Origin of the sequence: Streptomyces luteolifulvus, assembly GCF_008806595.1 — a bacterium.
Taxonomy (GTDB): domain Bacteria; phylum Actinomycetota; class Actinomycetes; order Streptomycetales; family Streptomycetaceae; genus Streptomyces; species Streptomyces luteolifulvus.
Window position 1 is genome coordinate 190,992 of the sequence record NZ_VZRB01000004.1, and the last position, 12,531, is coordinate 203,522.

A 12,531-nucleotide genomic window follows, 5' to 3' on the forward strand; every position below is an offset into this window, starting at 1 on the left:
CGCACCCCTTTCCGTCCTACGGGTGCAACACCGGGAGGCTCAGAGAAAGTCCGCGGTGTCGAGCTCGAAGGAGAACGGCTCCGGGAGCGTGACCGGCTTTCCGAAGGGGCGCGTGCAGTGCTCTCGGTAGTCGTCCTTGTCCGGGTCCATGAACAGCGTGACCGAGGAGGCCTCACGGTCGACAAGCAGGTAGAGGGGGATGCCGCCACGGGCGTAACAGCGGCGTTTGGCCTCGCGGTCGGCGTTGGGCTTGCTGGAGGTCACCTCCAGCACCATGGCGACCCCGTCGCAGGGCATCCAGGAGCCCTTGCCTCGATAGAGTCTCAGTGTCCTGGGCGCGAACGTGCCGTCGGGGATCACGTGATCCTTCGGGCAGCCGCCCCCGCTCTGCAGCTTCAGACCCTTGTGACCGGAGAACTGCATCCTGCTGCGGGACTTCTCGTACACCTGTGCCAGGACCAACTCAATGTAGTCCTCGTGATCCCCGTCCGGCGGCGGCGTCACAACGATCTTGCCCTCGATCAACTCGGCCCGGAAACCCTCCGGTGTGTCCAGGGCGAGAAAGCCCTCCAGCAGGACCTCTTCCGGCGTGAGCGGCTCATGGGCCATGGCAGTCATGTCACGCCCCTCCCTTTGTCGCTCGCCAGACTCGGACATCGCCGGATCACCCGTCCGTGAGATCGAGAACCGTTCCCTCGATCGTGGCACACGATCACCCCCACCGTCAGGCGCCGAGCCGTCCGCTTGACCCTGCCCCGACGTCAGCGTCTGTACTGATCCCATGCGGATCGGAGAACTCGCCGCCGCCGTCGGCGTCACCACGCGGACCGTGCGGCACTACCACCATCTGGGGCTGCTGCCCGAGCCCGAGCGACGGCCCAACGGCTACCGCACGTACACGCTCCGGCACGCCGTCGTGCTCGCCCGGATCCGGCGGCTGACCGAGCTGGGGCTGGGGCTGGCCGAGGTGCGGGACGTGCTCGCTCAGGACGCGGGGAAGGACCTCGTCGAGGTGCTCACCGAGCTCGACGAGGATCTGGCCCGGCAGGAGGCGGCGATCCGGGAGCGCCGAGCGCGGCTGCGGGAGCTGCTGTACGCCGGGGAGCTGCCCGCCGAGGGCCCCGTCTCGCCCGAACTGGCCGCGCTGTTCGCGGGGATGGCGGGCGCCGCCTCCGACTCCCCGATGGCCGCCAAGGACCGCGAGATGCTCGCGCTGCTGGACACCACGGCGGCCCCCGAGGAACGGGAGCGGTTGCTGGCCGCTCTGGGCCGCGTGCTCGAGACCCCGGAAGCGGTGACGCGGGCCAACGAGGCGTACGCGCAGCTCGACGCCCTCGCTGACGCCTCGCCGGGCGACCCGCGCGTGGCGGAGGCGGCCCGTACGCTCGCCGGTCTGATCCCGCCGGATCTGCTCCCGGAGACGGACATCGACGACGACCACACCTTCCTGCGCGCCTTCTACGCGGACTTCGGGCCGGCCCAGGCGGAGGCGATCCGCCGGGCCCTGCGGATCGTCGCGGAGGGACGATGACCAGGGCGGTCCACACTCCGCTCCGGCACGAGCTGCGCTGCGCTCGTGTGAGAACGATCACGCAGGCGCGAAACGCACCTTCGCCGCTCCCGGGTCCGCCTGGGTGAGGCGGACCCGCAGGCGCTCGCCCAGCGGCAGCGGGGTCGTGCCGCCCTCGACGCGGGCGACGACGGCCGGGGACTCCAGCTGGACGGTACCGACGGTGGGGTTGCGCTCCTCCACGTCCACCACGCAGGCGTCGAAGTCCTCGCCCACGCGGTCCCTGAGGAGCGCGGCCTCCACGATGTCGACGCATGCGCGTTCGACGTCGGCCGCGCGTCGGCTGCCGTCGGTCATCTCGCCGGGCAGGGCGTCGAGCGCGGCGAGCACCCAGTCGGGCGGGGTGTCATCGGCGGAGGCCGCGAGGCAGAGCTCGGAGGCGTAGCGGTCGGCGAGGCGGCGCAGTGGGGCCGTGCAGTGCGTGTAGGGGGCGGCGACGGCGGAGTGTGTGGTGATGTCCGGGAGCTTGCCGTCCCGGAAGACCGTGTAGCCGGCGCCGCGCAGCAGAGTCGTGCACTCCTGGAGGAAGGCTGCCTGGTCGGGGCGGTGCGGGTCGAGGGAGCGGATGAGCTGTGCGTACGAGACGTGGTGCGGCCAGTCGATGTGCAGGGCGTGGGCCGTGCGGCGGAGGCGGCCGACCGCGCCGTCCGGGGCGGCGGGGAGCGTGCGCAGGACTCCCGTGCCGTGGGCGAGCATGAGGTCGGCCGCCGCCATGCCCGTGAGCAGGGAGAGCTGGGCGTTCCAGCCTTCGGCGGGGAGAGGGGCCCGGTAACCGAGTTCGTAGGTGTGGTCCCGCTCGGTGATCTCCTGCTCCGGCACGTTGAGCGAGATCCCGCCCCGGTCCAGCTCAAGTTGTTCGCGCAGCCGCCCGATCTCCTTGAGCAGCGCGAGCGGTTCCTCCGCCGTGCCGTCGTCGATCTGCCTCTGTACGCCCGCGTAGTCGAGCTTCGCGCGGCTGCGCACGAGGGCCCGGCGGACGTAGACGGCGAGGATACGGCCCTCCGCGTCGAGGTCGATCGTCCACAGCACGGTCGGGCGGACCTGGTCCGGGAGCAGACTCGCGGCGCCCTCGCTCAGCGGCTCCGGGTGCAGGGGGACCTTCTCGTCCGGGAAGTAGAGGGTGGTCACCCGCCGGTGGGCCTCCGCGTCCAGCCCTCCGCCGGGTACGACGAAGGCGGCGACGTCCGCGATGGCGTACCGGACGCGGTAGCCGGTGCCCTGGCGGGACAGGTGCAGCGCCTGGTCGAGGTCGGTGGCGCTCGGCGGGTCGACGGTGAAGAAGGGGATGCCGGTGGCGTCCTCGGCGGGGAGGGCGGGTGCCTTGGCCGATTGCTCCGCCTCGGCGAGGACGTCGGGCGGGAAGCTCTCGGGGACGCCGAGTTCGGTGCGCAGCGCGGTGAGCGCGGCCCGGAGGGGGGCTTCGGGGGCGCCGGTCACGCGGATGTGGCGGCGGGGCATGTGTCGAGAGTAGGGCGGGGGCCGCCGTGTGGCACGCCGTACGCTGTGCCGGAGCCCGAACGGAGAAGGAGACCCTGTGCTTGTCCTGCTGCCGCCCTCCGAAGGCAAGGCGTCCTCGGGCCGGGGCGCCCCGCTGAAGCTGGAGTCGCTGGCGTTGGCGGGGCTGACCGCCGCCCGTGAGGCCGTACTCGACGAGCTCGTCGAGCTGTGCGCTGCCGACGAGGACAAGGCGCGCGAGGTGCTGGGGCTGAGTGAGGGGCTGCGGGGCGAGGTCGCGAAGAACGCCGGGCTGCGGACGGCCGGGGCGAGGCCGGCCGGGGAGATCTACACGGGTGTGCTGTACGACGCCCTCGGTCTGGCGTCCCTGGACGCGGCCGCGAAGCGGCGTGCGGCCCGGTCTCTGCTGGTGTTCTCGGGGCTGTGGGGTGCGGTCCGGGTGACCGACAGGATTCCGTCCTACCGCTGCTCGATGGGGGTGAAGCTGCCGGGGCTCGGGGCGTTGGGCACGCACTGGCGTACGCCGATGGCCTCCGTGATGTCCGAGGCGGCCGGGAACGGGCTGGTGCTGGATCTGCGGTCCTCCGCGTATGCCGCCGCGTGGCGGCCGAAGGGCGAGGCCGCCGGGCGGACGGCGAGCGTGCGGGTGCTGCACGCGCCGACGCGGAAGGTCGTCAGCCACTTCAACAAGGCGACGAAGGGGCGCATGGTGCGGAGTCTGCTGACCGCGGGCGTGGCGCCCTCGGGTCCGGCGGAGCTGGTGGAGGCGCTGCGGGACCTCGGGTACGTGGTGGAGGTGGAGGCCCCTGCGGGGGCGGGGAAGGCGTGGACGCTGGATGTGCTGGTGACCGAGGTCCACTGACCCGTCATTGCAGCATGTGCAACATGCTTTGCGCATGCTGATCGCCATCGGCACGATGTCGCCATGGCCCCTCCCATGACCGGGTCCGTGCTGGACCTCGCGCCCGTCGTGCCCGTCGCGGTCGTCGAGGACGCCGCCGATGCCGTACCGCTCGCCCGGGCCCTGCTCGCCGGCGGGCTGCCGGCGATCGAGGTGACGCTGCGGACACCTGCGGCGCTCGACGCGATCCGGGCGATCACGGCGGGCGTCCCGGAGGCCGTGGTCGGGGCGGGGACGGTGATCACGCCGGAGCAGGTGTCGGCGTCCGTGGCGGCGGGGGCGCGGTTTCTGGTGAGCCCCGGCTGGACGGACGTACTGCTGGAGGCGATGCGGGCGTCCGGGGTGCCGTTCCTGCCGGGGGTGTCGACCGCCTCCGAGGTCGTGGCGCTCCTTGAGCGCGGGGTGCGGGAGATGAAGTTCTTCCCGGCGCGGGCCGCGGGCGGCACGGCGTTCGTGCAGTCGCTCGCCGGGCCGCTCCCGCAGGCCCGGTTCTGCCCGACCGGGGGCATCGGCCCGGCCGACGCGCCGGAGTACCTGGCACTCCCCAACGTCGGCTGTGTGGGCGGGACATGGATGCTGCCGCCGGACGCGGTCGCCGCGCGGGACTGGACGCGGATCGAGCAGCTGGCCCGGGAGGCGGCCGGGCTCAGGGACGCAGGTGCGAGGTGTCGTTGAAGAGCCGCACGCTCGCGTTGCCGTCCGCGTAGTACGCCACCGCCGACAGCGAGGCCGCTGAGAGTTCCATGCGGAACAGGGACTCGGGCGGGGCGCCCAGGGCGAGCCGTACGAACGTCTTGATCGGGGTGACGTGCGAGACGAGCAGGACCGTGCGGCCCGCGTACGCCGAGACCAGCTTGTCGCGGGTGGCGGCGATACGGGTGGCGGTGGCCGCGAAGCTCTCGCCGCCGCCGGTCGGTTCGGCCTCCGGGTCGGCCAGCCAGGCGTTCAGGTCGTCCGGGTAGCGCTCGCGGACCTCGCCGAAGGTGAGCCCCTCCCAGGCGCCGAAGTCGGTCTCGCGCAGGCCGTCGTCGATGCTCACGTCGAGGCCGAGCCGGGCGGCGACCGCGGCGGCGGTCTCCCGGGTCCGGGCGAGCGGCGAGGCGACGACGGCCTGGATGGTGCCGCGGCGGGCGAGCGCGGCGGCGACCCGCTCGGCCTGTTCCCGGCCGACGTCGGAGAGGGAGGGGTCGGTGCCGCCGCTGCCGGAGAACCGCTTCTGCGGGGTCAGCGGGGTCTCACCGTGCCGCAGCAGTACGAGGGTGGCGGGCGCCCCCAGATCGGCGGGAGCCCAGCCGGCGCTGGGCGCGGCCACCGTCCGCGCGGCCCTCACATCCGCCTCGGCCTTGGCGCCGCCGCCGGCCGAAGGCTCCGCCGCCTTGGAGGAACCCTCCGCCTTGGAAGAACCCTCCGCGGTGCCGGCACCCCCAACCGGCGCCGCACCCGCCGCCGCATCTCCGGGCAGGCCCGACCGCTCCGACCGCGCCGCGCCCCCCGCGGCGGATCTCGCAGCAGCCGCGTCCGGTCCGGCCTCGGCATCCGCGCCGACCGGACGCTCCGCCCGTCCGCGGCGGGAAGCGGGGGCGGAAGCCTCCGCCAGCGCCGCACGCGCCCGCGCCGCACCCGCCGCCGCATCTCCGGGCGGGCCCGCCGGCTCGGGAGGCGCGGCCGCGGCCGCCCTCGCCGCGGACGTCGCGGCGGCCGCGTCCAGTTCCGCGGTGGACGTCGACGCAGACCACTGTTCGCCCCGTCGGCCCGCGTCCATCGCCTCGTTGGCCAGGCGGTCCGCGTGTTTGTTCTGCTCGCGGGGAATCCACTCGTACGTGACCTGCGCCGGCGGGAGGACCCGGCTCGCCTCCGTCGCCAGGGGCTTCATGTCGGGGTGTTTGATCTTCCAGCGGCCCGACATCTGCTCGATGACGAGCTTGGAGTCCATCCGGACGTGGACCGTGGCGGCGGGGTCAAGTTGGCGGGCGGCGAGCAGTCCCGACAGCAGGCCCCGGTACTCGGCCACGTTGTTCGTGGCGATCCCGATGTACTCCGCCGCCTCGACGAGCGTCTCCCCCGTCGCCGCGTCCAGCACCACGGCACCGTAGCCCGCCGGACCGGGGTTGCCCCGCGATCCGCCGTCGGCCTCGACGATGAACTCCCGCACGCCGCAGGCCCCCTTACAGACCGGACTCGGCGGTGCGCACCAGGATGCGGCGGCAGTTCTCGCAGCGGACGACCGTGTCGGGCGCGGCCGCACGGATCTCGTTGATGTCGGTGATCGACAGCTCCTGGCGGCAGCCCTGGCAGGTGCGCTGGTACAGCTTGGCCGCGCCGATGCCGCCCTGCTGCTCGCGCAGCTTGTCGTAGAGCTTCAGCAGGTCCGCCGGGATCGCGCCCGCGATCACCTCGCGCTCCTTCGTCACCGACGCCGCCTCGCCGTCGATCTCCTCGAACGCCGCGTCCCGGCGGGCCGTGGCATCGTCGATCTTCGACTGGACGGAGCCGACCCGCCCGGTCAGTTCGCCGACCCGCTCCTGCACGGACTCGCGGCGCTCCATGACCTCCAGGACGACGTCCTCCAGGTCGCCCTGGCGCTTGGCGAGGGAGGCGATCTCGTGCTGGAGGTTCTCCAGGTCCTTCGGCGAGGTGACCGCGCCGGAGTCCAGGCGCTGCTGGTCACGGACGGCGCGCTGGCGCACCTGGTCCACGTCCTGCTCGGCCTTGGTCTGCTCGCGGGCGGTATCGCTCTCCTCGGTCTGCGCGGCCACGAGCAGGTCGCGCAGCTGTGTGAGGTCCTTGTTCAGCGACTCGATCTCGGTGTGCTCGGGCAGGGACTTCCGCTTGTGCGCCAGCTGCTGCAGGCGGACGTCGAGGGCCTGGACGTCGAGGAGTCGGATCTGGTCGGCGGGCGCGGCGTTCAGTTGGGGGCTCCCAGTGCGCTAGAGGTCGGGTTGGACGCCGCGTGGGCGGTCCACGGGTCGGTGACCGTCTGCGAGACGTGGACGCGAAGGCCCCATCCGTTTCGGTCGGAGATCTCGTCGAGCTGGGCGGCGGCCAGCTCGCACCAGGGCCACTCGGTGGCCCAGTGCGCCGCGTCGAGCAGCGCGAGAGGACTGTGGGCGCGAGCCCCCATGAATTCGGACGCGGGGTGGTGGCGCAGGTCCGCGGTGAGGAACGCGTCGACGCCGGCCGCCCGTACCTGGTCGAAGAGGCCGTCGCCGGAGCCGCCGCTGACGGCGACCGTGCGGACCCGCGCCTCGGGGTCACCGGCCACGCGGATGCCCTGCGCGGTGGCGGGCAGCCGCTCGGCGGCGCGGGCGGCGAACTCACGCACGGTGAGCGGGTGGTCCAGTTCGCAGACGCGGCCGAGGCCCCGGCGGCCGGACGGATCGGCCGGGTCCGGCACGAGGGGGCGTACGACCCGAAGGTCCAGGGCCCCGGCGAGCGCGTCGCTGACGCCCGGGTCGGCCGTGTCGGCGTTGGTGTGGGCGACATGCAGCGCGATGTCGTTCTTGATGAGGGTGTGCACCACACGGCCCTTGAAGGTGGAGGCCGCGACCGTCGTCGTACCGCGCAGATAGAGGGGGTGGTGGGTGACCAGCAGCCCGGCGCCCAGCTTCACCGCCTCGTCGACGATCTCCTGCACCGGGTCCACGGCGAACAGGACCCGGGAGACCTCCTGTTCGGGGTCGCCCACCACGGTGCCGACCGCGTCCCAGGACTCGGCCCGCTCGGCGGGCCACAGGTTCTCCAGCGCGGCGATGACTTCAGACAGACGGGGCACGTGCAAAGGCTACCTGGCGTTCTCGGGCGTGGAACCGGCGCCGGTCACGGAAACGGCCGGGACCGCTCAGGGCTCCGTCCAGCACATTCGCCCCCGTTTCCTCAGGCGAATCGTTCCTGGGCCACCCTTATGTGTGAAGTGGCCGCTCGCGGCTCTCCGGCTGTGCGTACGAAAACTACCTTCGTAACCGGAGGTGACCAGACGATGACGGCCTGTGAGATCGAGTCTGTTGCGGACCACGGGGAAGAGGCCGCGCAGGCAGGGTGCTCCATCACGGCGGACGGTGCCTACGCGGCCCGTCTCGTGCCGGCCGGCGACTCCTGGTTCGTGGAGCGCTGGACCCTGGGCCCCGAGCCCTATGCCGTGCCGCTGCCCGCCAACCAGCCGGAGGAACCCGGCACCGAAGTGCAGCCGATGGGGGACGGACGTGTCCTGATCCACCGGCCGGCCGCCGGACGGCACATGTTCTCGCTGCTCTACCCGGCCGGGCCCGGGACGGGCGAGCTGCCGCTGGGCGTGGTCGACTGCCCGGACACCGGCGTCCGGCTGCGGCTGCTGCCCCCGGCCCCGTGCGGCCGGAAGGCGTACGCCCTCGCCGTGGGACCGCGTTCCAGCGCCGTGTGGCTGGTGGCGGGCGGCGAGTTCGGACCCCAGCACCTCGCCGAGATCCCCGGGCGCTGCTCGGGCGGGGTGTGGCTGGACCGTGCGGGACGGATGCTGGCCCTGGACCGGGAGGCCGGCGGCCGGACCAAGTCGGTCGTGGTGGACCTGGAGCGCGGCGGCGAGGTCTCCCCCCTGCTGCAGATCACCCCGGGCAGCAACGACCGGCTGCTGCTCGCCGCCCCGGACAGCGGGCTGCTGCTGATCCGCTCGGACGCGCCCTCGCCGGGCCGGGACCGGCTGGGCTGGGGCATCCTGGGCAGCACGCTGCCGGTGCGCTTCCCGGAGTATCTGAAGGTGCCGGACTGCACGCTGACGCCGTTCGCGATCCAGCCGGGCCAGGTGCTGACACCGGAGCAGTGCGCGGTGGCGCTGCGCGTGGACGGTCCGGCGGGCACCTGGGTGGCGGTGTGGCGGCCCGCCCAGCGCCAGGTCCACCATCTCCCCGCGCCCGAAGGGTGGTTGACGGGGGCGGGGCTGTGGACCACGGACGGGGTGCTGCAACTGCCGTACAGCACGGCCGAGGTGCCGTGCGGGGTGCTGCGGCTGGGGATGCCGTCGGCGGCGCCGCGGGGAGCGGGCGACGCGGACTCGGAGGTTCCTATACGGGACGGTACGGCGGCTCAGGCCGCGCAGGCCACGCGAGCCGTGTACGGCACCTCGGTCCCGGTGCCCCTGACTGTGCCCTCGCCGGGCGAGCCCTCGGAACCGGGTCCTCCGGATTCCGCCGCCGCGCGTCCTGTGCCATTGCAGCAGGCACCCTTGGGACGTCTTGTAACGAACTAGTGCCGGTTGGCGTGGCCGCCTGGATTCGCCCCGAGGTGGGTTGGTTAGACTCGCCCGGCTTTAAAAGATCATGTCGACGGGGTGAATCCTTCTGATGAGCGACGCAAGCACCATGCAGCCGCTTTCCACCGAGGCCCAGGAACAGTCCGGCCACGGCCGGCACCGGGGCCCGGTCTCGGTCCACGACGGTGAGACGGCCCCTCGCGGCCGTCACCGCAAGCCGTCGGTCGAGGAAGCCGAGGCGGCGGCTGCCTGACGGTACGTCTGAAAGGGGCCCGCGCGTCGAGCGACGTGCGGGCCCCTTCCCCATGGCCCACGTCCGTATTGCCCACGTACGTATTGCCCCGCGGTTCCTACCCTCGCTTGAGTCCCAGCACCTCCACCGCCCCGAACGTCTCCCCCTCCGGGCGGCCCGCGTAGTGCGGGGTGAGCAGGGCATCCAGCTCGTCATGGGTGAACGTGTCCTGCTTGCTGTCGAACCTGGCCTGGACACGCGGTCGTTCGACGACCGCCACCATGCCTCCGTGCACCACGAGCAGCTGGCCGTTGACGCGCCCGGCGGCGGGCGAGGCCAAGTAGCCGACGAGCGGGGCGACATGTTCGGGCGCGAGCGGGTCGAGGCCCTCGCCCGGCTGCTGGAGGCCCGCGAAGACGTCCTCCGTCATCCGGGTGCGGGCGCGCGGGCAGATCGCGTTCGCCGTCACGCCGTACTTGGCCAGGGCGAGGGCCGTGGAGGTGGTGAGCCCGACGATTCCGCCCTTCGCCGCCGCGTAGTTGGGCTGTCCGGCCGAACCGGCCAGGAACGCTTCCGAGGAGGTGTTCACGATCCGCCCGTACACCGGGGTGCCGGCCGCCTTGGACCGCTCGCGCCAGTGTGCGGCGGCGAAGCGGGTGGTGTTGAAGTGGCCCTTCAGGTGGACGCGGATCACCGAGTCCCACTCGTCCTCGGCCATGGAGAAGACCATGCGGTCGCGGAGGATGCCCGCGTTGTTGACCAGGATGTCGAGCTTGCCGAACTCGGCGACCGCCGACTCGACGAGTTCTCGGGCCTGTGAGAAGTCGGCGACGTCTCCGGTGTGGGCGAGCGCCTTGCCGCCAGCCGCCCGGATCTCGTCGGCGACCTGTTCGGCGGGGGCTGCGGAGGCCTCGCCGGAGCCGTCCCGGCCGGGCTGCCCGTAGTCGTTGACGACGACGGCCGCACCCAGCCGGGCGAGTTCCAGCGCCTCGGCCCGGCCCAGGCCCCGGCCCGCGCCGGTGACGACCGCGGCGAGTCCTTCGAGTGGCAGTGACATGCGCATCCTCAAAGTCGTTGAGTCTCTATGTCGTCAGATCTCTATGCAGGTACGCAGGGCCGTGCCGGTGCGCATCTGGTCGAGGGCCTCGTTGATCTCGGCGAGCGGCACCCGGTGTGTGATCAGGCCCTCCAGATCGATCCGGCCCGCCCGCCACAGGGCGATGGTCCGCTCGTAGGAGCGCAGGACGTCGCCGCCGCCGTACAGGGACGGCAGGATCCGCTTCTCGTCGAAGAACAGCTCGAACATGCTGAGCTGGAGGAGGTCGTCCATGGCTCCGGCGCCGACGACCACCAGGGTGCCGCCGCGGCGGGTGTTCTCGTACGCCGTGCGGGCGGTGGCCGAGCGGCCGACGACCTCGAAGACATAGTCGAAGCCCTCTCCGGCCGTGACCTGCTGCTTGGCATCGGGCAGCTCGTCCGGCGAAACGACCCTCGTGGCCCCGAACCTGAGGGCGGACTCACGGCGCGAGGCGATCGGGTCGACGGCGACGATCTCGGCGGCCCCCTTCAGCCGCGCCCCCTGGATGGCGGAGATACCGACGCCGCCGCAGCCGATGACGGCGACCGACGAACCGGCCTCCACATCCGCCGTGTTGAGGACGGCGCCGAGTCCGGTGGTCACCCCGCAGCCGATGAGGGCCGCGATGTCGTAGGGCACGTCGTCGGGGACGGGCACCGCGCAGCCCGCGTCGACGACGACCTCCTCGGTGAAGGTACCGGTGCCGGCGAAGCCGAAGAGGTCCCCGCCGGGGCGCTTGAAGTTGGGAGTGCCGGCGTTCATGAACCCGGCCAGGCACAGTTCGGTCTGGCCCCGCTTGCAGGCGGCACACGCCCCGCAGGCGGGCAGCCAGCACACCACGACCCGGTCGGCGGGCTTCAGATGGCGCACACCCTCGCCGACTTCGAGGATCTCGCCCGCGCCCTCATGTCCCGGCACGAAGGGAGCCGGCTGAGGCAGCACCCCGCCCATCGCGGACAGGTCCGAATGGCACAGCCCCGTGGCCCGCACCCGAATCCTCACCCGTCCGGGTCCGAACCCCACCGCCTCGACGTCGTCGAGAACCTCCAACTTGTCCTGACCGATCTCGTGCAGTACGGCTGCGCGCATGGTGCGGCTCCCCTCAACAGTGGTCGGTCTCAGACGATGGCGGTCTCGGGCGATGGCGTGCTCGGGGCGGTTCTGCCGGGGATGGCGTTCTCAGGTGTGTTCGACGACGGTGTCGGCGAGGACGGGCGCGTCGTCCCTCTCGACGGCGCCGACGGCCACCCGGACGGTGCCGTCCCCGCGCCACATACGGATCCGCAGCGTCTCCCCCGGATACACGACCCCGGCGAAGCGCGTCGTGTAGGCGCGCACCCGGGTCACGTCCCCGCCGAGCAGCGTGTCGACGACGGCCTTCAGGGTGATCCCGTAGGTGCACAGTCCGTGCAGGATGGGCCGGTCGTACCCGGCGACCTTGGCGAATTCCGGGTCCGCGTGCAGCGGGTTCCAGTCGCCGGAGAGGCGGTAGAGCAGGGCCTGGTCCTCACGGAGCGGCCGCTCCAGGACCCGGTCGGGCGCGCCGGCGGGTGGTTCGAGGCGGGCGGACGGGCCCCGGTCGCCGCCCCAGCCGCCTTCTCCGCGCAGGAAGATCTGGGAGTCGTTGGTCCACAGCGGGCCGTCGTCGCCGGTGACCTCGGTGCGCAGGACGAGGACGGCCGCCTTGCCCTTGTCGTACACGGCGGCGATGCCTGAGGTCGCGGTGGCCGTGCCCTGCGCCGGGATCGGACGGTGGATCTTCAGGATCTGGCCGCCGTGCAGCACGCGCGCGAGGTCGACTTCGATGCCGGGCATGGACAGGCCGCTGATCACTCCGGGCGCGCCGGAGCCCGCGACGGTGGCGAAGCTCGGCAGGACGTGCAGCCGGGACTCCAGGGTGTAGCGCAGTTCGTCGGGGTCGGTGGCGGGCAGGCCCGCTCCGATGCCGAGGTGGTAGAGCAGGACGTCCTTGGCGGTCCAGGAGATCTCGCCGGTCCGGGGCTCGGCGGCGAGTGCCTTGGCTGCGTCGATGGGCATGAGGCTCCTGATCACGACGGTCGCTGGTGGAAGAGAC

General features: G+C 72.6%; 13 protein-coding genes. 5 read left to right on the forward strand and 8 right to left on the reverse strand.

The window, feature by feature from the left end; translation table 11 throughout:
• Window positions 1-39 precede the first annotated feature (39 nt).
• A complete protein-coding gene (locus tag F7R91_RS07870) occupies window positions 40-609 on the reverse strand; it encodes a Uma2 family endonuclease (RefSeq protein ID WP_191971410.1) in 570 nt (189 codons plus the stop codon).
• Window positions 610-781: 172 nt separating this feature from the next.
• Between F7R91_RS07870 and F7R91_RS07875 the strand changes: the two genes are divergently transcribed.
• Window positions 782-1,531, forward strand: a complete 750-nt coding sequence (locus tag F7R91_RS07875; protein WP_150945920.1) for a MerR family transcriptional regulator — start codon at window positions 782-784, stop codon at window positions 1,529-1,531.
• Between the two features lie 57 nt (window positions 1,532-1,588).
• On the opposite strand, the gene F7R91_RS07880 is transcribed toward F7R91_RS07875, so the two are convergent.
• Window positions 1,589-3,028 carry an RNB domain-containing ribonuclease gene (locus F7R91_RS07880; protein WP_150945922.1) on the reverse strand — a complete coding sequence of 480 codons (1,440 nt, stop codon included), beginning with the start codon at window positions 3,026-3,028 and terminating at the stop codon, window positions 1,589-1,591.
• Window positions 3,029-3,104: 76 nt separating this feature from the next.
• On the opposite strand from F7R91_RS07880, the gene yaaA reads away from it, so the two are divergent.
• Together yaaA and eda are read left to right on the forward strand one after the other, a co-directional pair.
• On the forward strand, window positions 3,105-3,887 hold the full coding sequence (gene yaaA, locus F7R91_RS07885; protein WP_150945924.1) for a peroxide stress protein YaaA: 783 nt from the start codon (window positions 3,105-3,107) through the stop codon (window positions 3,885-3,887).
• A gap of 63 nt (window positions 3,888-3,950) precedes the next feature.
• Window positions 3,951-4,601 carry a bifunctional 4-hydroxy-2-oxoglutarate aldolase/2-dehydro-3-deoxy-phosphogluconate aldolase gene (eda, locus tag F7R91_RS07890; RefSeq protein ID WP_150945926.1) on the forward strand — a complete coding sequence of 217 codons (651 nt, stop codon included), beginning with the start codon at window positions 3,951-3,953 and terminating at the stop codon, window positions 4,599-4,601.
• Here the strand turns inward: eda and F7R91_RS07895 are convergent.
• The 3 genes from F7R91_RS07895 to F7R91_RS07905 are packed head-to-tail and all read right to left on the reverse strand — an operon-like array spanning window position 4,573 to window position 7,698.
• The gene (locus tag F7R91_RS07895; protein ID WP_150945928.1) at window positions 4,573-6,078 is read right to left on the reverse strand and encodes a bifunctional RNase H/acid phosphatase; all 1,506 of its coding nucleotides are present in this window, start codon (window positions 6,076-6,078) and stop codon (window positions 4,573-4,575) included. The two genes, eda and F7R91_RS07895, sit on opposite strands and share 29 nt — an antisense overlap.
• Window positions 6,079-6,091: 13 nt before the next feature.
• Window positions 6,092-6,835: a zinc ribbon domain-containing protein gene (locus F7R91_RS07900; RefSeq protein WP_150945930.1), complete on the reverse strand. Its 744-nt coding sequence runs from the start codon at window positions 6,833-6,835 to the stop codon at window positions 6,092-6,094.
• Window positions 6,832-7,698, reverse strand: a complete 867-nt coding sequence (locus F7R91_RS07905; protein ID WP_150945932.1) for a Nif3-like dinuclear metal center hexameric protein — start codon at window positions 7,696-7,698, stop codon at window positions 6,832-6,834. The genes F7R91_RS07900 and F7R91_RS07905 overlap by 4 nt, the downstream gene beginning before the upstream one ends.
• Window positions 7,699-7,902: 204 nt before the next feature.
• On the opposite strand from F7R91_RS07905, the gene F7R91_RS07910 reads away from it, so the two are divergent.
• Together F7R91_RS07910 and F7R91_RS41905 are read left to right on the forward strand one after the other, a co-directional pair.
• On the forward strand, window positions 7,903-9,144 hold the full coding sequence (locus F7R91_RS07910; RefSeq protein ID WP_150945934.1) for a hypothetical protein: 1,242 nt from the start codon (window positions 7,903-7,905) through the stop codon (window positions 9,142-9,144).
• A 94-nt stretch (window positions 9,145-9,238) separates the two neighbouring features.
• Entirely contained in the window at window positions 9,239-9,400 is a 162-nt protein-coding gene (locus tag F7R91_RS41905) for a hypothetical protein (RefSeq protein ID WP_191971396.1), read from the forward strand.
• A 97-nt stretch (window positions 9,401-9,497) separates the two neighbouring features.
• Here the strand turns inward: F7R91_RS41905 and F7R91_RS07915 are convergent, their stop codons facing one another.
• From F7R91_RS07915 to F7R91_RS07925, 3 genes are all read right to left on the reverse strand, one after another.
• Window positions 9,498-10,436: a 3-oxoacyl-ACP reductase gene (locus F7R91_RS07915; protein WP_150945936.1), complete on the reverse strand. Its 939-nt coding sequence runs from the start codon at window positions 10,434-10,436 to the stop codon at window positions 9,498-9,500.
• A 33-nt stretch (window positions 10,437-10,469) separates the two neighbouring features.
• Complete coding sequence (locus tag F7R91_RS07920; RefSeq protein WP_150945938.1) at window positions 10,470-11,546, reverse strand: Zn-dependent alcohol dehydrogenase; 1,077 nt, start codon at window positions 11,544-11,546, stop codon at window positions 10,470-10,472.
• A gap of 90 nt (window positions 11,547-11,636) precedes the next feature.
• Window positions 11,637-12,494, reverse strand: a complete 858-nt coding sequence (locus F7R91_RS07925; protein WP_150945940.1) for a MaoC/PaaZ C-terminal domain-containing protein — start codon at window positions 12,492-12,494, stop codon at window positions 11,637-11,639.
• Window positions 12,495-12,531 lie beyond the last annotated feature (37 nt).